The sequence below is a fragment of the Mesorhizobium sp. WSM4306 genome (assembly GCF_007003975.1).
GTDB lineage: Bacteria > Pseudomonadota > Alphaproteobacteria > Rhizobiales > Rhizobiaceae > Mesorhizobium.
Map to the genome: position 1 here is coordinate 147,878 of NZ_VFTC01000006.1, position 19,575 is coordinate 167,452.

The following is a 19,575-nucleotide window of genomic DNA, read 5'->3' on the forward strand; positions in this document are numbered from 1 at the left end:
GCGCTCCGCAGTCACGGATTGTATGCACATCACGCAGCGCCCATCCAAATCGTGCAACCTTCGTCACCCGCTTTAGACGCAGCGACCGTAGCTACTCGAATCTAATGAAGGGGAAACGCTTTAGCGCGCCGTAGATGACCGCTGGCCGCACTACCTCATAGATGGTGACCGGTACGTCCGCTTCGCGCACGAAAACTCTGAGCCGCCACCCCGCCTGAAGGTCATGAACAGGCGTGGCAAACGAAAATCTTGCGGGGAGGCCCTCTTCAATATCGGCGAGTGAGCGGGTCACGGAGCCCAGTATCTTATCTTTGCTGGACACAATCTCTATGCCGATGAGCCCTGCCTGGGTCCGAACAAGCGGCACGATGCCAAGATGGATAACCGATAGGGAGGTAAGCGCGAAACGAACGGTATATTCTCTATAAGATATGCTCGAGAGATCCTCACTCAGACGCAGTTCATCACGTCGCATCCGGCCGAAGTGCTGGCGGCTGAAAAGATCAAGCGGAGCGAAAACGGAAGAGACCATGTCCCACATTTCGCTCGGCCGCCAGTTAACGGCTCTCGCAAGCCTGAGTGGACGTGAGAAATGTTGAGCTTCAACCTCCGAATGGAGCCTGGCAATTGTGGAAGCCACAGCGGGCTCAAATCTCTCTGGGAACACGTACGGTCGAGCCATCGAGATATCAGCGACCGCCTCGATCGCCTTCTCGGACGCCGCCCTGCTGAAGGCGGTCCCATAGAGGTCCATCAATTCAGCACGGACATAGCTTGAACGTCCCAGGACGCTTATTGTCCGATAAGCACTTCTTAACATCTCAGTTCGCCGAATAACTGAATATGCAAGAAACTCCTTAACGGCATTCGCCAGTTCCTCGGGGGACGTATCCTTGGCAATCAACCCGTTGTAACGATGCTTGATCAACTCGGATACGCCACCAACACTGGGCGACACAACAGCGACACCAGACGCCATAGCCTGAAGCATCGTCTGCGGCATAGATTCGTCCAAGGCGGAAATGAGTAACACGTCGCAGCTTGCGTAGAAGCGTTCCGGATCGGAAACGAATCCATGAAAGATGACGTGGTTTTCCAGACCTTGTTCCGCCACATAATCGCGGCACTCCTTAGCGTACTCAACGTGAAGGTCATCGTAACCGATCACGTGGACAGTAACGTTATGCCCAGCCTTTCGCAGAAGTACGGCCGCGTTGATGGCGGCGAGTTGATTCTTGCGAGGCTGCAACGTTCCCGAAACGACTATCTGCAGCGGATCTCGTATGGAAAAGTTCCGAACCTCCCGTGCTGATAATAGCGAGAAATAGATATCGTCGACGGGGCATACGATACGGCGCACGGGGAGCCCCGACGCTTTCTTCCATCGTTCTCCATGTGTTGCCGAGGAGCAATGAACTGCATGGGCGAAGGCACGTGTATCAGCCCCCTCATAGTATTGGTGAACGCTAGCGACAACTGGAATGCCAAGTTCCAATCCGAGTGCCGTCATCGGTGGCTGCCATGTGGCGAAATGAAGAAGACCTACATCAAGCTCGGCTATTCTTTCCCCAATGCGGTGGGCAACCTCCATATCCGTTGCATGCAGTGAACGCATTTTGGAGATATCGGCGCTATTCATTCCGTGCGGCCAACGTTCCTCCAACAGGGGGGCATCCTTCGTTGCCTCGCGCCAGAGACGAGCAAACTCCGGTCCAAACCTCTCGTTCTGCTGGACCAAACCAACAATCCTGAAGCCGAACGAGGATACAAGCGCCGCATGCCGTAGCAAATGAAGCGTTGCCCCTCCCAGAGCGGCCTCATGAAAGGCGTAGAGAATTGCCTTATCCTTCAAGCGCGCATGCACTTCTGTCGCGGCGAGAGCACCATAAAAATCGTAGTATTGACTTTCCGTGGTATAATGGGATTCTACATATGCACGAGCCTTCTCCAATATTTTGTCGCGTTGCTCGGCTTTTAGCTTGATCAGATCTTCAATCGCGCCTGCCCAGTCATCAGGTCGATTGCTCACCTTGACACAAACCGAATCAGGCAAGCGGCTATAGGGCGCTACATTACTCATCACGCTAATCGCACCTGCGGCGACCGATTCTAACAATTTGACAGGGCTCTTACTCCGTTCAGCACGTGTCTCACCCTCAAGAGGCGTGAGCGAAATATCGAAATACGTGCTGCTTAGTTCAGCAAGATAGCTGTCATATGAATGGGTGAACGGCTTGAAATGGACATCGCACTCCAGAGCAGGAAAATCACGCGGATCGATTCCCCAGAAATGAAATTCGACCTCATCCTTGTAATCCGACGCCACACGTTGTAGCCCCGGCCAGATTTTGCCAATAATAATACCTCGAAATTTATTGCTGAAAATCGCTATTCGAAATTTACCAGACCTACCGTATTCACGTCTATCAATATAACAACGCCGTATATTTGTTTCAAGCCTAATTCTATGGGAATTATACTCTCCAAAATCATCAATAATTTCATCACTGTACCCAATAACAGCGTCAGCTGCGGATATCTGTGCCACTATGCTTCGGTATCCCGGCGTACCAGGCGCGATAGAGGAATGTTCCGGACCCACTTCATGGAAGCGAAGCATGTTATCATCCATGAGATAGACACAAGGGACGCTCTTCCGCCCCTTGTCAGTCAACAACTTTTCCGCCGGGCCCACGGTACGGTAGAGAATGGCAATGTCAGTGTCCGACGTGTCGAAGGACGGAATATCCCATTCCCTGACGAAGGTACTGGTAAAGCCTCTCTGGTTTGGAAGGTTCTCGAAATTGCGAATGGCCACATCCACAGACGTGCTGTAGTCTGGCTTCGACACCAGTATGCGCTTGTGTTCCATGGCTCCAGATGCCGCTACAGCCAATTCTGAAGGGGTGCAGTAGTCGTTGAATCTGGAGACAAACGGCAATGCTTCTTCTCTATAGTACCGCTTTACCTCTGCCGCCGAGAATCGATTCCCCCAATTTTCGGCTGCAATCATGTCGTAGTGAGCAATATTGTCGGGTTTCAGTTGCTCATCTCGAGCAAGTTGCAGGTATTTCAAGGTACGGGTAAAATCTGCCTGCACATCTCGGCCAAGCGAGTTCTCCATGTTGCCGCGAACGACCGAGCACGTCGCATCCACCCATTGGAAGGGAGCGGTTCTTCCGAAACGAAGCCAAAGATCGTAATCTGAATATCGCCTAGCCACCAAATGAGGGTCGTACATGCCATGCCTGTCGAAGAGAGCAGCATGGTGGACTACTGAGTTGTTTGCGATGTAATTGCCGTGTAGAAGGAGGGCGTAGTTGAACTCCTGCCCCAGTACACGCTGAAAGATCTCGCCTTCGTCCGTCGCGCGATAAGCGTCGCAGCTGCCATAGACGACGCTTGGCACGGATTGGCGCTCAAGCCACGCCATGCGCACCTTTAAGCTTTCCTCCGTCCAAACGTCATCGTCAAACTGATAGGCAATGTATTTGCCGCGGCCGTGAAGCGCAGCCTGATTCACGCGCAGGGCCGGAAGACCACTGTTATACCTATACGAATGGATGACGATCCGGGAATCGGCAAGCTGGTACTCACTTAGTACGTCCGCAGTTCCATCGCGCGAACCATCATCCACAACGATGAGTTCGAAATCGCCATAGCTTTGCGAAAGAACACTCTCAATCGAAAGCTGCAAAAGCCCGTTCGCACGCGCAAAAGTGGGGAGGATCACCGTCACTTTGGGTACCGACTGCCCTTTGTCGATGCGCCTTATGGAAAGATCGTGGCCACAATCACCGAATTTCATATTTCCCCCGAACCCGCATTCCGCGGGCACAACGCATCGTTCCGCTACAGCGGAACCTGATTACCTCTGTGATGACTCATACTTTGCGATCACATCCTCAGTCCCGCCGTCCATGATGATGCGCCCTTTCTCCAGCCATATTGTACGGGCACAAAAGCTCTTCAATAGATCAAAGTTGTGAGATGAAAAGACAAGAATCTTGCCTTGCTCCATGAATTCGAACATGCGGTTTTTCGCTTTTTTAGCGAAACGGATATCGCCGGCTCCCATGACCTCGTCTATAAGTAGAATTTCTGGATTTATGCTAGTCGATACGGCAAACGCGAGACGGATGAACATGCCCGCCGAATACGTACGGACGGGATATTTTAGAAACTCCCCAAGCTCGGTAAACTCCTCGATCTCCGGCAGTTTCGCCTCAATCTCGTCGGGTGTCATGCCAAGCAGCAACCCACGGATGCGGATATTGTCTCGACCGGTTTGATGCATTTCGAAACCGGTTGCGAACTCGAACATCGGGCAAACATGGCCCTCCGTTTCCGCGATACCGCTGGTCGGCATATAGATGCCCGCCATGACCTTCAACAGAGTGCTCTTGCCAGCCCCATTGAGGCCGATAAGCCCAACCCGCTCGCCCTGTTCGATAGCAATGGTCACGTCGTTCAAAGCCTCGACGGTATACGCGCCAGGAGCCGACTCCCCGCTCCGCTTTCTGGCCAACCAGCCTATCAAGCCGTCGGTATTCATGTCGCCGGTGAAACGCACGCCGACGTTATGCAGTCGTATGAAGTTCTGGGTCACAGGAGAAACACCACTTTCTTGTCCAACCGCGAAGCCACGTACCAGGCAATGCAATACACGACCAGAATATAGCCAAACACCAAACCATAGGTGGAAAGAGGCGCCAGGCTTGCAGTTAGGATTGGATGGCGAACGACTTCAATCAAGTGATAGATCGGATTGACGAGATAAACGAATTCCAGGCCGTGGTTCTTGAGGACGCTGGCAGGGACGACGATTGGGGTCAGATAGAATACTACTTGTAAGACACCAGCCAAGGCATGTGGCAGATCGCGGAAGGCAGTACCTAGATAGGAAAAAATAGTTGTGTGCCCCAATAGAGCTATATAAAGCAGCAGAAGACCAGGGATAGCCAACAGCCATCCAGTTACTTCGAAGGTGCCGAGAAAAATCTGCACGAGAGCCACAGCTGCTAGCCCCATTACGAAGTTCATGCTGCTGCTGACGAGCGCCCGCAGGATATAGATTTGCTTGGGATATGAAAACTGCTTGATATAACCTTCGGCACTTACGAAGACCATACCGGCGTCGACCATAGACGCGGAAATCAGCCCCCAGACAACGAAACCCAGCATCAGGTAGGGGAGAAAAGCCTTCAGGTCTTGCCCGAACATAACGCCATAGACGAACCCTATGGCGCCAACATACACGCCAAGATTGATAAGGATCCACAATGGACCAATGAACGAACGGCGGTAGCGACGCTTGACGTCTTGAATGCCGATGAAGAACCAGACGCGATGCAGCAGCAGCGAGCGGATAACATCTCGGAGCAACCTGCTCTTGTCCACACTTGAATAGCTATGTTTCATGATTCGCACAGGGTTGCCGGAGACCGTTTCGTTTGAGCCGCGCTACCATGGCGAGGGGTTCCAGCACTGCGTTGCAGCGCTCCTCGGCGTCGGCCGGCAGGATGCAGCCGGCGGGGACGACGAGTCCGTGAGCCGTTGCCCGCTCGCAGCAGATCATGTGGCCGGATCGCATGTCAATCGCTGACGGACATTGTTAGATAAAACTCCGGATTTTCGTTAGTATTTTTCTAACAATTCTCTGAGCAACAAGAGCATATCCTCCCTCTCGATAAATAATCGACATATATACCCTGTACCTTTCCACCCTTATTATGACTTTATTCCATTCAAGCCTTCGTTGTTTTAGCGGCTTGACGTTTTTTGAGCGTCGCCCATCGATTTTTATGAATAGGCCTGCCCATTCATAAGAACTCGCCCCTAAATCGTATCGCCGTTTGACGTCATTGAATGCACCATTCGCCAAATTAGTTCGTTTTTCAGGCGATTTAATCAAGGTGTGTAGCGAGTCTAACCAGAGTTCATAACTATTTTCAACCAACACCCCTGTAACAGACTCTTTTACCACGTCTCTGTAGGGTGGAATATTGGAGTATACTCCTGCTATACGGCAGGCACCGTATTCGCGATACTTGTTGTCGGTCTTGCTGCGGTTTGCTTCATGGTCGATCAAGGGCGCCAAGCCGATCGCCCAGTTTCTCGAAGCCTGGAATTTGATGTAGGTATCGTAGTCACCGGTATGCGGAAAAAAACGGACTCTCACTCCAGCCTCAACTCCCTTTGGAAGAACACCGGCAAACTCGAATACCGCTTTCGGGAATCTCTCCAGGATCGGATCAATAAGCGGCGATACCAAATCCAGATCGTCGACGCGTGAGGGACTTCCCGCAAAACCGATCCGGATTTCCTCAGTGGAGGATGGAGGCACACCGTCAATGAGTGAAAAATCGAAAAACGTCGGTAGAACCGCCACGCAAGTGTTAAAGCGGGATAAGAACCTTGCCAGTTCAGGGGAGTTAACGATCACGGTTTCAGCATGGGAGACTGCAAATTCTAGAGACTTCCTGATAGTTGGATGCTGATAATACATCGCGAGCGGACTGTCCCCGACGATGCGCCAGAAATTATCATCAATATAATATACGTATGGCCAATTTGCGTCAGCAAGCAATTGTGCCCATGATAGCATCAGTGGATCCGCGCACCGTACGAACATGGGAATTGTATCGGAGGTAATGTCGTCGACCCGAAGTTCACTAAGGAATTTTACTTCGTGATCGATGCCGTGCACCTGACACGCCCCCATGATTTGCTCAAGCAAATAGGTGGTAGCGATCTTTGCTTCAATAATCATCAGAATGCTAGCCATGGCGGGCTCGCATAACGGCTCGGCTCGGCGACCAGTGCGTCGGCGTGAAGTTGCGCGTTGGGGTCACGAAGCTCTATCTCGGCCAAAGCACATGCGGATCATGCCGCCGGAGCGGCCTTCTTTGACAAAGCCGCATCGCGTGTAGAGCTCGATAGCCCTTGTATTTTGCTCCATCACTTCGAGGAAAACATAGGGCAGTTTCAAAACACGCGTTCCGAAACGCACGAGTTCCGTGCACGAGCGCTTGATATAGCCATTCCCTGCCATTTCCGGAGCAACGAGAAATCGCCCGATCTCGGCGCTTCCGGCGTTGCGATCGATATCGTAAATCCCGCATTGGCCGACCGGCCGGCCGTCAGCTTCAACCAGGAAGAAAAAATCGTCATCCTTTTGGAGGTAGCGCTTGTACCAGGCAAGGTGGCTGTCAAATGTGAGTTTATCGGACGTCTTGAACCACGTACGTGCCTCGTCACGATTTCGCCAATCGAGAATCGTCTTGAGATCTCGCTCTTCCACAAGCCTCAAGACAATCGTGCCGTCTCCAAAGGGAGCAAGTAGCTGTTTCATTGAGCGTATTTGAGAACCAATTCTGAAACCAGATCCACATCCGCCTTGGTCATCCGAAGGTGCAGCGGCAACGAAATGATTTCCTTGCTTGCGGCCGCCGCATTCGGACAGGTGCCTGCAGCGTAGGCGTACATCCGGTAATCGGTGTTGTCGCGATAGTGAACGCCGGGATAGACGCCGTGTTCGTTGAGGGCAAGCATCAGATTGTCGCGGTTCTGAACGCGTATCTGGAGAAGATGCTGGGCAGACTCACAACCCTGCACGGTCGGCACCACGTTGACATGGTTGTGGCCTTCGAGATGCTGACGGTACCAGAATGCCAGCTGACGCCGGAACGCGTTGTCGATATCAAGATATTTCAGCTGCACGATAGCAATCGCGGCCATGATCGAGTTGCCGTGATACTTGTAGCCAAGCTCCTCGACATCATACATCCATTTGTAGGCGCCCTGAGCGGCCGTGCGAGCATATGTATCCTTGTTGATCCCCAACCAAGTCAGCTTACGAACTCGCTCGTCATCCTCTGCCTCCTTGAAGCAGATCATTCCGGAATCGGCTGTGGGAAGATTTTTGACGGCCTGAAAACTGAATACCGTCGCATCGGCATCACCGCCAATGTGCGTTCCGGTGACCCGTGTGCCTGACATATGAGCCGCATCGAGCACCAGCTTGATGTCATGCGCGCGACAAATCTCCAGTATCTCCTGATAGCGGCCCGTATTGCCTCCCATGCCGACAAAGATCAGCGCTTTTGTCTTGTCCGTGATCCGCTTGAGCACGCTTTCAGGGTCGAGGCAAAGGTATTCATCAACGTCTGCGAACACCGGCTTGAGGCCTGTCTGAAGGATGGCGTGATTGGTCGAAACGAACGTTAACGGCGTCGTGATGACCTCGTCATCGTCGCTCCATCCGTGTTTGGATTTGAAAAGCTCAAAAGCCAGGTGAAGTCCAACCGTGTTGGAATTCAGGAAGTGAGCATGCGGAATGCCGGTATAATTCTTCCACGCCGTTTCAAACTCCGCAGTCTTGAAGCCAAGGCCTGTCCATCCTTTTTCAAGGCACTCGCGGATTTCCGACAGGCACTCTTCAATACGGAAATTCGGTACAAATAGCTGAACTGACATCAAATGTGCTCCGGTAGCGCCTGCTGGTTCATAGGGTTGGCGCGCATTTCATCTCTGCGATCAAAAGACGGGATACGACGTCTACGGTGGAACGGTGCCAATCCGGCGCCGTCCAGTTGAATGTGACTTCGAACTCAGCCGTCGATAACCGAGAATTTCGCGGGCGCAGCGCCTTGGTCGGGTAGTCACGCGTGGATATCTCCTTCACCGCAGCGTAGGGCCCGTCAAGCGCTCGACTCGTAGCCAGGATATGATGCGCGAAGCCACTCCGGTTAGTGTCACCGGTTCCCACGAGATGATACACGCCAAAGCGAGCAAAACTTCTGTCGCCGTGCAGGATCGCCGACGAAACCAGGATCGCGTCAGCTAAATCAAAAGCGGAGGTCGGATTTCCCCACTGGTCGGCGACCACCGCGATCTCGTCGCGGTCGGCGGCGAGCCCAAGAATGATCCTGACGAAATTCTTACCGAACGGGCTATAAGCCCAGGCGGTGCGCAGGATCAGGTGGCGCGGATTGGCGGCCGCCACCGCCTGTTCGCCGGCGAGCTTGGAGGCGCCGTAGACGCCGAGCGGCGCGGTGGCGTCGGTCTCGACATAGGCGCCGTCCTTGGAACCGTCGAAGACATAGTCGGTCGACAGGTGGATGACGGGCACGCCGAGCTTCGCGGCCGCCTCGGCGACCTTGCCGGCGCCGACGGCGTTCACCGCGAAGGCAAGGTCGGGCTCGTCCTCGGCCTGGTCGACCGCGGTGTAGGCGGCAGCCGACACCACGATGTCCGGCCGTGCTGCTGCAAGTGCGTCGAACACCGTGTCGGGCTGCGCCAGATCGAGCTGCGGCCGTCCCACGGCGACCACCTCCACGCCCGCCAGCCCCTGCCCGGCCTCCAGCAGGCTGGTGGCGACCTGACCGTCGCGTCCGGTGACAACCAGCCTCACGCCGCGCCCTTCCTGCCTTCAATCTGGCCCCGGGACTGGACTTGCCCGAGCCGCTCGCCGGCATAGCGCTGCTCGCGGATCGGCGCCCACCACCATTTGTTGTCGAGGAACCAGTCGACCGTCCTTGCCAGGCCGCTGTCGAAACTCTCCGACGGCGCCCAGCCGAGATCCCTGCCGATCTTGGAAGCGTCGATGGCGTAGCGGCGGTCGTGACCCGGGCGATCGGTGACGAAGCCGATCAGGTCGCGATAGCGTTTGCCGCCTGCGCGTGGCCTTCTGGCGTCGAGAAGGTCGCAGATCGTCTCGACGACGCTAAGATTGGTCCGCTCGGAATTGCCGCCGACATTGTAGCTCTCGCCCGGCTGACCCTTGGTGGCGACCAGTTCCAGGGCGCGGGCATGATCCTCGACGAACAGCCAGTCGCGCACATTGGCGCCGGCGCCGTAGACCGGCAGCGGCTTTTCGTCGAGCGCGTTGAGGATCACCAGCGGGATCAGCTTTTCGGGAAAGTGATAGGGTCCGTAATTGTTCGAGCAGTTGGAGAGCACGACCGGCAGGCCATACGTCTCGTGCCAGGCCCGCACCAGATGGTCGGACGCCGCCTTCGAGGCGGAATAGGGCGAGGACGGCGCGTAAGGCGTTTCCTCGACGAACATGCCGCCGTCGAAGGGCAGATCGCCGAACACCTCGTCGGTCGAGACATGGTGGAAGCGGAAGCGGGCTTTCCTGTCCTCGCCAAGGCCGCGCCAATATTCGAGCGCCGAATTCAGCACCCGGTAGGTGCCGACGATGTTGGTCTCGATGAAGGCGCCGGGTCCGTCGATCGAGCGGTCGACATGGCTTTCGGCGGCGAGATTCATGACGACGTCGATCTCGTCGCGGTGGAGGATGTCGAGGACCGCCCGCTCGTCGCAGATGTCGGCCTGCGCAAATTTGTAGTTGTGCGCGTTCTCGATCGTGCGCAGCGAGGCGAGATTGCCGGCATAGGTAAGCTTGTCGAGATTGGTCACATGGTAGGCCGGATTGGCGCACAAATGCCGGCACACCGCCGAGCCGATGAAGCCGGCACCGCCTGTCACCAGAAAATTCATGGCGCTCTCCTCACATCGTCGCGCGTCATGCGAACACCTCGGCCGTGGCAAGCGCCGGCGCCTTTAGGTCCTTGGCCGAGAGCTCGAAGCCGCCGGCGGGCGATGGCCAATCGATGCCGATGTCGGGGTCGTCGAAACGGATCGACCGATCGTGCGCCGGCGAATAGGTGTCGGTGACCTTATACAGGACCTCGGTGTCCGGGACGAGCGTGACGAAGCCGTGCGCGAAACCCTTCGGCACCAGGATCTGGTTGCCTTTCTCGGCCGATATTTCGAGCGCGACCCATTTTCCGAAGGTTTTCGAGCTGCGGCGAATGTCGACCGCGACGTCGAGGATCTTGCCTCTGATCACACGCAGCAACTTGTCCTGCGCGCGTGGAGGCAGCTGATAGTGAAGTCCCCGCACGACACCTGCGGCCGCCGAATAGGAATGGTTGTCCTGGACGAAACGCAAATCGATGCCGGCTTCAAAAAAGCGCTCGGCATTCCAGGTCTCGATGAAATAGCCGCGCGCATCGCCGTGCCGCTTCGGCACGATCTCGAGCACGCCATCAAGACCAAGCTGCCTGACGTCCACTCTAGTTCTCCGTCAGCTCGGTGACACGCCGGCGCAGGTAGGCTGCGTATTCATTCTTGCCCAGGCGCGTGGCGCGCTCAAGCACCTTGTCGGCGCTCAGCCAGCCCTGCTCGAAAGCGATTTCTTCAGGACAGGCAACCTTGATGCCCTGGCGGTGCTCGATGGTGCGCACGAAGGAAGAGGCTTCATGCAGGCTGTCATGCGTGCCGGTGTCGAGCCAGGCATAGCCGCGGCCGAGCTGATGCACATGCAGCTGTCCGCGCTCGAGATAGACGTTGTTGACTGCCGTGATCTCGAGTTCACCACGCGATGACGGCTTGATCGTCGAAGCGATGTCGACGACCTCGTTGTCGTAGAAATAGAGACCGGTGACCGCCCAGTTGGACTTCGGCTTCTCCGGCTTTTCCTCGATCGTCAAAGCGGTGCCGCTGAGCTTGTCGAAAGACACCACGCCATAGCGCTGCGGATCCTCGACATGGTAGGCGAACACCGACGCGCCGCTTTCCCGCTGCGCGGCAGCACGGCAGAGCTGCGACAGGCCCTCACCGAAATATATATTGTCGCCGAGGATCATCGACACATTGTCCTTGCCGATGAAGTCGCGGCCGATGATGAAAGCCTCGGCAAGCCCGTTGGGCTGCGGCTGTTCGGCATAGGACAATTCGAGCCCGAATTCCGAACCGTCCCCCAGCAACTCCCGAAAGATCGGCAAGTCGCGTGGTGTCGAAATGATCAGAATCTGTTGGATCCCCGCGAGCATCAAGACGCTCAGCGGGTAAAAAATCATCGGCTTGTCGTATATTGGCAGAATTTGCTTAGAGATCGCTAATGTTAGGGGATAAAGACGCGTCCCACTGCCTCCTGCAAGGATGATACCTTTCAACAAGCTCTCCTTGAATTGCCAGGCCCCCGCCCGAAATCAAGTTGACCGTGCTTAGGTTTCGTGCGGAGACTTGTCAATTCAAACTCGGCCGTGGATCAGCACCCAGAATTGACCTGCACCCTCCGCCTCGTGGCAATTTGACCGACTGGCCACAAGCTGTTGACCGACCGGCCACTGGCTGGCGATGCAATCGGCACGGCGATTTGGCAAATGGGCTTGCGGTGCTAAACAGCGGCAGTTCGCAAACAACATCCCCATAGCGCTCAAGCAGCAGGAACCTCCATGGCCAAATTGCTCGTGACCGGTGGCGCCGGCTTTCTCGGATCGCATTTGTGCGACCGACTTGTCGGCCTCGGGCACCATGTCGTCGCCACCGACAATTTCCTGACTGGATCACTGGACAATGTCCGCCACCTCTCGCAAAATCCGCTGTTTGAACTGATGCGTCACGACGTCACGCTGCCGTTCGATGTCGACGTCGACGGCATCTACAATCTTGCTTGCCCGGCAGCGCCCATTCATTACCAGCGCGACCCGATCCAGACGACAAGGACCAGCGTGCTCGGCGCGATCAACATGCTCGATCTCGCCACCCGCCGCGGAGCGAGAATCCTGCAGGCGTCGACTTCGGAAGTTTATGGCGACCCCGACATCCACCCGCAGCCGGAAGGTTATTGGGGGCGGGTGAACCCGGTTGGCATCCGCAGCTGTTACGACGAAGGCAAGCGCTGCGCCGAGACGCTGTTCTTCGATTATTGGCGCCAGGTCCAGCTCGATATCAAGGTGATGCGCATCTTCAACACCTACGGTCCCCGCATGCACCCGAATGACGGGCGCGTGGTCAGCAATTTCATCGTCCAGGCCATAAGGGGCGAGTCGCTGACGATCTACGGCACAGGCGGCCAGACACGCAGCTTCTGTTACGTCGACGACCTCACCGAAGCCATGGTGCTGTTGATGGGAACGCCGGTCGGTTTCACCGGTCCGGTGAATGTCGGCAATCCGGTCGAATCGACGATGCTGGAACTTGCCGAACTGGTGCTTGGCATCGTCGGCGGCCGCTCCAGGCTGGAATTCAGGCCATTGCCGCAGGATGACCCCAGGCAGCGATGCCCGGACATTTCGCTGGCCAGAAAATCGCTGGGCTGGGAGCCGAAAGTCGGCCTCGAAGACGGGTTGAGGGAAACTGTCGCCTATTTCCGCCACCGGCTGGTGGACGCGTGACAACAAAAAGCCGGCGGGCTCGCACCCGCCGGCTCATTTGCGTTCAAGCGGTTTCAGGGCTGCTTTGGCAGCAGCGACCATACCGCCGGCACCAGGCTGGCGGCGAGCGCCACCTTGATCAGGTCGCCGACGATGAACGGCAGGACGCCGAACTGCCACGACTTTTCCACGCCGATGAGAGTGGCCAGCCAGGCAAAGCCCATGGCCATCATGACGATTTCGGCGACCAGCATGGCGTTGAACAGCTTGATCGGGTGGCGGTCCCAGCCGCGATCGGCGGCCCAGCCGACAATGGCCGCCATGACGACGAAGCCGGCGAGATAACCACCGGTGCCGCCGATCATGTAGGCGATGCCGATGCCCTTTTCAGGCGTGCTCTGAAAGACCGGGAGGCCCATGGCGCCTTCGGCCATGTAGAGAAGCAAGGTAGCGACGCCAAGCCGCAGGCCAAATGCGGTGGCGATGAGCAGGACGGCCAGCGTCTGCATCGAGATATCGACCGGCCCGAGCACGACCTTCGTCTTGGCCGACAGGGTCAAAAGCAGCGTTCCGGCGATCGCCAGCAAAAGCTGGGTTGCCAGGCGCAGCGCACCCTCCTGAGGCAAAGCGAGAGAAACAAGCGGACGCATCGTCGTTGCAAGTGCCATGGTCTTCCCCAATCCGGATTGCCGCAGATGGCGGCCTCGCTTTTTCCTATATTGGCTTCCGTGCTATGCGGCAATCGCTTTTGCCGTCCCCCTGACCGGAGCTCAACGACACCGCCATGGCGCTCAAATTCGACACCAGCTTCGATCCGGCCTATGGCGAGGGCGTCACCGTTGCACCGGACGTTTTGCGCGTCACCGCCAAAAACCCCGGTCCCTTCACCTTTCACGGCACCAACAGCTACGTCATTGGCCGCGACACGCTGGCGGTGATCGACCCGGGTCCGGATGATGAGGCGCATTTCCAGACGCTGCTCGAGGTGATCGCAAACCGGCCGGTGAGCCACATTTTCGTCAGCCACACGCATCGCGACCATTCTCCGCTGGCCGCCCGGCTGAAAGCACATACCGGTGCCGCCGTGCTGGCCGAAGGCCCGCACCGCCCGGCGCGGCCATTGCGGATCGGCGAGGTCAACCCGCTCGACGCCAGCGCCGACACGGCTTTCGTCCCGGACATCACGCTACCGGACGATACGCTGGTCGAGGGTGACGGCTGGGCGATCCGAACCGTGCTGACGCCGGGCCACACCGCCAATCACGCGGCATTTGCGCTCGAAGGCACCGGCATCCTGTTTCCAGCCGACCATGTGATGGCGTGGGCGACCTCGATCGTGGCGCCGCCGGATGGTGCGATGGCCGACTACATGGCCTCGCTCGACAAACTGATCGAACGCGGCGACCGCCTGCTGCTGCCCGGTCATGGCGGACCGGTGACCGCGCCGCGCGGCTTCATGCGCGGCCTGAAGACCCACCGCAAGATGCGCGAACGAGCGATCCTCGAGCGGATCCGCCGTGGCGACCGGATGATTCCAGACATGGTCAAGGCGATCTACAGGGACACCGACCCGCGCCTGCATGGCGCCGCCGGCCTGTCGGTGCTCGCCCATCTCGAAGACCTGGTGGCGCGCGGCCTGGTCGCTACCCAGGGCGACCCGGCCATCGACGGCATTTTTGTGCCGATGGTCTAAAGACTATTCAGCCGGCGCAGCACCCACCTGCCCCGCAACCTCCTGGTCGAGCTCGGCGAGGAACCCGACAATGCGCGCCGCATTGTCGCCGAGGTCGTAGCGGCCGTAGCGGGAGGCCGAGCGCATGTCTACGACGATGGTGTCGCCATCATTGCTCACCCGGATGGCGACGTCGGCGGGCAGGCCGACCACGAAGCTCCGGGCGACGGCTGATATCGTCACCTCGTCCTGGCCGTCGGTCACCGGGTATGGTGCGGTCAACTGCCAGTCGCGGCGGTCGAGCACGGTTTCGACGGCGTCGACGACGGTTTCGAACGGCAGATTGTAGCTGCGGCCGGTGACCAGGGGATAGGCATCCTGCTGCAGGCGTGCCTCGCCCGGCGTCGGCAGTGCGAGCACGTTCATGTCCTTGGTGCGGTCGCTGGTGTCGAGCGCAGGCGGATTGTCGAGATCAGTCGAGATGTCCCTGAGCGGCGGCGTGGTCGCCGCCCAATAGGCGGCGATGCCGTAGGGCGTCAGCACCAGCAGCGCCAGCAAGGCGCCGACCGAGAGGTCGCGCCCGCCGCGGTCGCCGAAATGCCACAGGCGGGACAGAGCGAGGCCGGCAAACAGCAAAGCGAACGCGGCAAGCAATGCGACAATCGCCAGCACCCACAGGAAGGCCGGCGTTTCGACCAGTTCGAAATGATGGCCGGCCAGCACGGTCAGCAGCAGCACTAGGGCAAAAGCGCCCGTGCGCCGCGACCAGCCGGCCGCCTTCGATGTCTGCCGCTCGTCAACGTCCATTGTCTTCAGCACCGCCCAACCCCGCACAAACGCTTAGAGCAAGTCATGCTCAAATTGAACATCCCCTGCCCTAACGTTTTTCACGGCGACTTGAAGGCCAAAAGAACGACACGACCTCGATCAATCCGTCGGCAGCCGGTAGTCGCGGAACTGCTGGCGCAAGGTGATCTTCTGGATCTTGCCGGCGGCGGTGTGCGGAATTTCACTGATGAAGGCGACGTCGTCCGGCATCCACCACTTCGCCACCTTGCCATCCATGAAGGCAAGGATGTCGGCCTTGCTCGGCTCCTTGCCGGGCTTACGAACCACGACCAGCAAGGGCCTCTCACCCCATTTCGAGTGGTGGACGCCAATTGCCGCGGCCTCGGCGACATCGGGGTGGCCTACGGCGAGGTTTTCCAGATCGATGGTCGATATCCACTCGCCGCCCGACTTGATGACATCCTTGGCGCGATCGGTGATCTGCATATAACCGCTCGGATCGATATGGGCGACGTCGCCGGTGTCGAACCAGCCGTCCTTGTCGAACTGCTCGGCGCCGACGCCGCCATAATAGGCGCTGGCGATGGCCGGACCGCGTACCTTCAGCCGGCCGAAGGTCTTACCGTCCCAGGGCAATTCCTTGTTCTCGTCGTCGGTCACCTTCATCTCGACGCCGAAGGGCGGGTAGCCCTGCTTGCACTGAACATCGAGCCGGGCTTCGCCCTCAAGCTCCTGATATTGCGGCTTCATGGTGCAGAGCGTGCCGAGCGGCGACATCTCGGTCATGCCCCAGGCATGGATGACCGCGACGCCGTAATTGTCCTGGAATTTCCTGGTGATGGCGCGCGGGCAGGACGAGCCGCCGATGACGACTTTGCTCAGATGCGGAAGCTTCTTGCCGGTCTCTTCCAGATGCTGCAGCAGCATCATCCACACGGTCGGCACCGCGGCGCTGAAGGTCACCTTCTCGGTGTCGAGCAGTTCGTAGATCGAGGCGCCGTCCATCTTGCAGCCGGGCATGACCAGCTTGGCGCCGATCATCGGCGCGCTCTGGCCAAGGCCCCAGGCATTGGCATGGAACATCGGCACGACGGGGAGAATCGTGTCCCGCGCGGAGATGCCCATGGCGTCGGGCATGGCGGCGATCATGGCATGCAGCACGTTCGAACGGTGGCTGTAGAGCACGCCCTTGGGATCGCCCGTCGTGCCGGAGGTGTAGCACATGCCGGCGGCGGTGTTTTCAGGGAACGTCTTCCAGGCGAAGTCGCCATCGGCCTCGTTCAGCCAGTCCTCATAGGCGACCACATTGCGCAGCGTCGTCTCAGGCATATGCGCCCTGTCGGTCAGCACGATCACCTTTTTCAGCGATTTGACCGCGCCGGCGATCTTTTCCAGCAGCGGCACGAAGGTCAGGTCGACGAAGATCGCTCTATCCTCGGCATTGTTCATGATCCAGACGATCTGCTCGGGAAACAGTCTCGGGTTCAGCGTGTGGTAGATGGCGCCGATGCCCATGATGCCGTACCAGGCCTCGATGTGGCGCGCCGTGTTCCAGGCCAGGGTCGCGATGCGGTCGCCGAGCACAAAACCGTCGCGTTCGAGCCTTTGGGCAACCTTCAGCGCGCGGCGATGGATCTCGGCATAGGTGGTGCGAACGATCGGACCTTCGATCGAGCGCGACACGATCTCGCGTGTGCCGTGCTGCCGCTCGGCATTGTCGATCAGCTTGTGGCAGAGCAGCGGCCATTCCTGCATCAGTCCGAGCATCGCGTTCCTCCGGTTGTTTGCCATTCCGGCTAATTTTTGTCCCATTGTGAGACGAACGCGCGGATTGTCCAGTGATGAAGTCTCCAACCGTTAACGGCTGAAGCAAGCAGTGATCGAAAGCCCTGAAAAACCGCCACAATCCAGCCATCGTCGGTGTTAAGGTTCGTTAACGGGGTAGGGGTGCGATTGGCGACTGAAAGAGGTTCGCATGGACGCGCAGCTCGACGACAGGCCGTTGGACGACAGCCAGGCCGAAGACGTGCAGTTGGACGACGTGCAGTTGGACGACATTCAGCTCGACGACAAAGAGCTTGAAGATACGCTGGCTGCAAGTCTGGCCGATCTGGTGCCGGAGGCCAAAAAGGTTTCCGAAGACGAATTTGTGGAGGTGGTCGGCGGTGCCCTCGAGGCGGTCGGCGGCACGCTGCTGTTCAAGATGTGCGTCCAGAACGAAGGCGAAGGCCAGCATGTCGCCGCCGCATCGATCGGCGATGGCGGCAATCGCCAGTTCCTGCTGCTTACTTTGCCAACCGGCGGCGGCGCGCTGAAGGTCGAGACCACGTCAAGAAGCACCAACCCGGTGGCCGGCATTGCCGCTGCCTATGCCGGCCTCATGGACGTGTTCAAGACCGCGGCCTGACGTTCGCATATATGTGATCGTTTCAACGACCGACCAGGCACGCCTGGCTGTCACGATGGCCTTGCGCAACTGGTTCTCCGCACACACTTTTAGGACATGGGAAGCAATCCCCTCGTGCTCCCAATCGGACAAGGAAAACCCCCCGTTTGGACCAGATCGCCAACCCCGCCCCCGGCTTCCAGAGCAATCCCGGCAAGGTCATCACCGTCGAGCCTTATCGCGGCACGGTGGTCGTGCGTGCCGGCGATACGGTGATTGCCTCATCGACGCGGGCGAAGCTTCTGTCCGAACCGCCCTACCCCCAGCATTTCTACATCCCATTCGAAGACATCGATTTTACCCAGCTCGGCAAAACCATCCTGTCGACGCATTGCCCCTACAAGGGCGACGCCAGCTACTGGAGCGTGCTGCCGGCCGGCGAAACCGGCAAGGACGCGATGTGGGCCTATGAGCGACCCTTCGACGAAATGGTCGAGATTCGCGACCACGGCGCGTTCTACGCAAACAGGGTGACGATTGAGGCCACGCCCGGTTGAGGGGCGCAATTGATATTCAGGTGAGGCTGGCCTGCGAACAGCGCGTTCCTGCGCTTCCGGTGCTAACGCACCTCAAGTACTCTCCGCTCCGGTTCTCGGAACGCGCTATTCTCGGCTAAGCCTGACCTGAATCTCAACGCACCCAATCGCCATGCCGGAACGGATCAATCCGTCGTTCCGTCATTGCCGACGCCATCGGCCTCGTCGAGTCTCACGAAGGTCAGCCCCTTGGCCTTCAACGCCAGCAGACCTTGCACGACACCCTCGCCGGCTGCGTGGGTCGGCTGGTTGATGTGGGCGATGATGACATCGCCATCCGTGGCGGCGCCAATGCGGCGGGCGGTTTCTTTTGCGCCGAGCAACGAGCCGCCATCGCCGTTGATCGAAAAGCCGGCGATCTTGAAGCCGAGCTTGCGGATCATGGCGATGGCCGACGGGCTGTATTCGGCGGTCGCGCCGCGGAACCATTTCGGCGCCGGCTCGCCGGTCCGGGCGAGAGCCGCCGCGCCCGACTCGACTTCGGCCTGCACCGCTTCAGGGCTGCCGGCGCTGCGGATGCCGTAGATTTTCTGCGGCGTGTCGACAGCCGGGATGTGACGGCCGCCATGGTTTTCCAGTTCGAACAGGTCGGGATGCGCGCGCATGATCTCGACGGCGGCGGCGTTGCGCTTCAGCCAGATGCCTGTGACGAAGATCGTCGCCGGAATCCGGTTCTCCACCAGGGCCGAAAGTATCCTCGTATCGGTCTGCCCGCCGCAGGCGTCGAGCGTGAGCGCGACGCGGCCCACATTGCCGCCGGCTTCCGCCTTGAGGCGCAGCGTCGGCTCGACAAGCGGTGCGGCATGGGCCGCAGACACGGCCCATGCCGATAGAGCGATGGCGCAAAGCAGTTTTTGCAAGGGATGCCTGTTCTGTTTCCGAATCGGCGCTGTCATAGCCGCACCCCAAGACCCGCAACAAGGCGGAAATCGGGATATCGGCCATGCAAAAAGCTGATATCCC

The 19,575-nt window shown here is 58.2% G+C and carries 18 protein-coding genes; 4 read left to right on the top strand and 14 right to left on the bottom strand.

The window, feature by feature from the left end; translation table 11 throughout:
* Positions 1-91: 91 nt before the first annotated feature.
* The 10 genes from FJV77_RS10315 to rfbA form a co-directional block, all read right to left on the bottom strand.
* A complete protein-coding gene (locus FJV77_RS10315) occupies positions 92-3,808 on the bottom strand; it encodes a glycosyltransferase (RefSeq protein WP_246691210.1) in 3,717 nt (1,238 codons plus the stop codon).
* Between the two features lie 60 nt (positions 3,809-3,868).
* Entirely contained in the window at positions 3,869-4,609 is a 741-nt protein-coding gene (locus FJV77_RS10320) for an ABC transporter ATP-binding protein (RefSeq protein ID WP_142866703.1), read from the bottom strand.
* Positions 4,606-5,421 (bottom strand): ABC transporter permease, encoded by an 816-nt coding sequence (locus FJV77_RS10325; RefSeq protein ID WP_142866704.1) that lies wholly within the window; start codon positions 5,419-5,421, stop codon positions 4,606-4,608. Before FJV77_RS10325 ends, FJV77_RS10320 begins: the two co-directional genes overlap by 4 nt.
* 193 nt (positions 5,422-5,614) lie before the next feature.
* Positions 5,615-6,787 carry a glycosyltransferase family 4 protein gene (locus FJV77_RS10330; protein ID WP_142866705.1) on the bottom strand — a complete coding sequence of 391 codons (1,173 nt, stop codon included), beginning with the start codon at positions 6,785-6,787 and terminating at the stop codon, positions 5,615-5,617.
* A 63-nt stretch (positions 6,788-6,850) separates the two neighbouring features.
* Positions 6,851-7,354 carry a GNAT family N-acetyltransferase gene (locus FJV77_RS10335; RefSeq protein ID WP_246691211.1) on the bottom strand — a complete coding sequence of 168 codons (504 nt, stop codon included), beginning with the start codon at positions 7,352-7,354 and terminating at the stop codon, positions 6,851-6,853.
* Complete coding sequence (locus tag FJV77_RS10340) at positions 7,351-8,478, bottom strand: DegT/DnrJ/EryC1/StrS family aminotransferase (protein ID WP_142866706.1); 1,128 nt, start codon at positions 8,476-8,478, stop codon at positions 7,351-7,353. Before FJV77_RS10340 ends, FJV77_RS10335 begins: the two co-directional genes overlap by 4 nt.
* Positions 8,479-8,506: 28 nt before the next feature.
* On the bottom strand, positions 8,507-9,415 hold the full coding sequence (gene rfbD / locus FJV77_RS10345; RefSeq protein WP_142866707.1) for a dTDP-4-dehydrorhamnose reductase: 909 nt from the start codon (positions 9,413-9,415) through the stop codon (positions 8,507-8,509).
* Positions 9,412-10,506 carry a dTDP-glucose 4,6-dehydratase gene (rfbB, locus tag FJV77_RS10350; RefSeq protein WP_142866708.1) on the bottom strand — a complete coding sequence of 365 codons (1,095 nt, stop codon included), beginning with the start codon at positions 10,504-10,506 and terminating at the stop codon, positions 9,412-9,414. Before rfbB ends, rfbD begins: the two co-directional genes overlap by 4 nt.
* A 25-nt stretch (positions 10,507-10,531) precedes the next feature.
* A complete protein-coding gene (gene rfbC, locus FJV77_RS10355; RefSeq protein WP_142866709.1) occupies positions 10,532-11,083 on the bottom strand; it encodes a dTDP-4-dehydrorhamnose 3,5-epimerase in 552 nt (183 codons plus the stop codon).
* A gap of 1 nt (position 11,084) precedes the next feature.
* On the bottom strand, positions 11,085-11,966 hold the full coding sequence (rfbA, locus tag FJV77_RS10360; protein ID WP_142866710.1) for a glucose-1-phosphate thymidylyltransferase RfbA: 882 nt from the start codon (positions 11,964-11,966) through the stop codon (positions 11,085-11,087).
* Positions 11,967-12,248: 282 nt separating this feature from the next.
* Here rfbA and FJV77_RS10365 point away from each other — a divergent pair, with 282 nt between their 5' ends.
* Positions 12,249-13,190 (top strand): UDP-glucuronic acid decarboxylase family protein, encoded by a 942-nt coding sequence (locus FJV77_RS10365; protein WP_142866711.1) that lies wholly within the window; start codon positions 12,249-12,251, stop codon positions 13,188-13,190.
* 53 nt (positions 13,191-13,243) lie between these two features.
* On the opposite strand, the gene FJV77_RS10370 is transcribed toward FJV77_RS10365, so the two are convergent.
* A complete protein-coding gene (locus tag FJV77_RS10370; protein ID WP_142866712.1) occupies positions 13,244-13,837 on the bottom strand; it encodes a biotin transporter BioY in 594 nt (197 codons plus the stop codon).
* 116 nt (positions 13,838-13,953) lie between these two features.
* On the opposite strand from FJV77_RS10370, the gene FJV77_RS10375 reads away from it, so the two are divergent.
* A complete protein-coding gene (locus FJV77_RS10375) occupies positions 13,954-14,862 on the top strand; it encodes an MBL fold metallo-hydrolase (protein ID WP_142866713.1) in 909 nt (302 codons plus the stop codon).
* Positions 14,863-14,865: 3 nt separating this feature from the next.
* Here the strand turns inward: FJV77_RS10375 and FJV77_RS10380 are convergent, their stop codons facing one another.
* Together FJV77_RS10380 and FJV77_RS10385 are read right to left on the bottom strand one after the other, a co-directional pair.
* Positions 14,866-15,648 carry a DUF1499 domain-containing protein gene (locus FJV77_RS10380; protein ID WP_142866783.1) on the bottom strand — a complete coding sequence of 261 codons (783 nt, stop codon included), beginning with the start codon at positions 15,646-15,648 and terminating at the stop codon, positions 14,866-14,868.
* A 120-nt stretch (positions 15,649-15,768) separates the two neighbouring features.
* A complete protein-coding gene (locus FJV77_RS10385; RefSeq protein WP_142866714.1) occupies positions 15,769-17,397 on the bottom strand; it encodes a fatty-acid--CoA ligase in 1,629 nt (542 codons plus the stop codon).
* Between the two features lie 208 nt (positions 17,398-17,605).
* On the opposite strand from FJV77_RS10385, the gene FJV77_RS10390 reads away from it, so the two are divergent.
* The gene (locus FJV77_RS10390; RefSeq protein WP_246691212.1) at positions 17,606-18,037 is read left to right on the top strand and encodes a hypothetical protein; all 432 of its coding nucleotides are present in this window, start codon (positions 17,606-17,608) and stop codon (positions 18,035-18,037) included.
* Positions 18,038-18,183: 146 nt separating this feature from the next.
* Positions 18,184-18,573 (top strand): DUF427 domain-containing protein, encoded by a 390-nt coding sequence (locus tag FJV77_RS10395; protein ID WP_142866715.1) that lies wholly within the window; start codon positions 18,184-18,186, stop codon positions 18,571-18,573.
* Positions 18,574-18,737: 164 nt separating this feature from the next.
* On the opposite strand, the gene FJV77_RS10400 is transcribed toward FJV77_RS10395, so the two are convergent.
* Positions 18,738-19,472: a polysaccharide deacetylase family protein gene (locus tag FJV77_RS10400; RefSeq protein ID WP_246691213.1), complete on the bottom strand. Its 735-nt coding sequence runs from the start codon at positions 19,470-19,472 to the stop codon at positions 18,738-18,740.
* Between the last annotated feature and the right edge of the window lie 103 nt (positions 19,473-19,575).

Coding starts and splice junctions, on each gene's coding strand:
- FJV77_RS10370 (WP_142866712.1), bottom strand. CDS start 13,837: ATGGCACTTGCAACGACGATGCGTCCGCTTGTTTCTCTCGCTTTGCCT.
- FJV77_RS10340 (WP_142866706.1), bottom strand. CDS start 8,478: ATGTCAGTTCAGCTATTTGTACCGAATTTCCGTATTGAAGAGTGCCTG.
- FJV77_RS10375 (WP_142866713.1), top strand. CDS start 13,954: ATGGCGCTCAAATTCGACACCAGCTTCGATCCGGCCTATGGCGAGGGC.
- FJV77_RS10380 (WP_142866783.1), bottom strand. CDS start 15,648: ATGGACGTTGACGAGCGGCAGACATCGAAGGCGGCCGGCTGGTCGCGG.
- FJV77_RS10390 (WP_246691212.1), top strand. CDS start 17,606: ATGGACGCGCAGCTCGACGACAGGCCGTTGGACGACAGCCAGGCCGAA.
- rfbB (WP_142866708.1), bottom strand. CDS start 10,506: ATGAATTTTCTGGTGACAGGCGGTGCCGGCTTCATCGGCTCGGCGGTG.
- FJV77_RS10365 (WP_142866711.1), top strand. CDS start 12,249: ATGGCCAAATTGCTCGTGACCGGTGGCGCCGGCTTTCTCGGATCGCAT.
- FJV77_RS10315 (WP_246691210.1), bottom strand. CDS start 3,808: ATGAAATTCGGTGATTGTGGCCACGATCTTTCCATAAGGCGCATCGAC.
- FJV77_RS10385 (WP_142866714.1), bottom strand. CDS start 17,397: ATGCTCGGACTGATGCAGGAATGGCCGCTGCTCTGCCACAAGCTGATC.
- FJV77_RS10335 (WP_246691211.1), bottom strand. CDS start 7,354: ATGAAACAGCTACTTGCTCCCTTTGGAGACGGCACGATTGTCTTGAGG.
- FJV77_RS10325 (WP_142866704.1), bottom strand. CDS start 5,421: ATGAAACATAGCTATTCAAGTGTGGACAAGAGCAGGTTGCTCCGAGAT.
- FJV77_RS10330 (WP_142866705.1), bottom strand. CDS start 6,787: ATGGCTAGCATTCTGATGATTATTGAAGCAAAGATCGCTACCACCTAT.